This is a genomic window from Paraburkholderia sp. SIMBA_053 (assembly GCF_046534895.1).
Classification (GTDB): domain Bacteria; phylum Pseudomonadota; class Gammaproteobacteria; order Burkholderiales; family Burkholderiaceae; genus Paraburkholderia; species Paraburkholderia caledonica.
This window is the reverse complement of sequence record NZ_JAWRXU010000729.1, coordinates 1-270: the sequence shown is the minus strand read 5'-3', so window position 1 is coordinate 270 and position 270 is coordinate 1. Positions and strand designations below refer to the sequence as shown.

Genomic DNA, 270 nt, shown 5'->3' with positions numbered 1-270 from the left:
GACGTCTCCTGGATGCGCTGCGGCGCCGCGCCGTCCGATTGCGCCGCATCGGGCGCGGGCCACGCGTCGGCGCCGACGAGCGGCACGAAGCTCACTTCGCCAAGCGAGCTGCTTTCGTAGTCGTCCTCGCTGCGGCGCACGAGTTTGACGAGCTTCTGATAGTGCCGCTCGCAGCCGACCGGCATCACGATCCGGCCGCCGATCGCGAGCTGTTTGCGCCATATCCCCGGAATATGCGGGCCGCCCGCTGCGGCGATGATCGCGTCGTAC

At 69.3% G+C, this 270-nt stretch carries 1 protein-coding gene; it reads right to left on the bottom strand.

The genetic code is table 11. From position 1 onward, the window contains the following. A partial coding sequence (locus SB753_RS37495) for a protein-L-isoaspartate O-methyltransferase family protein (protein ID WP_410805215.1) occupies positions 1-270 on the bottom strand: 270 nt, incomplete at both ends.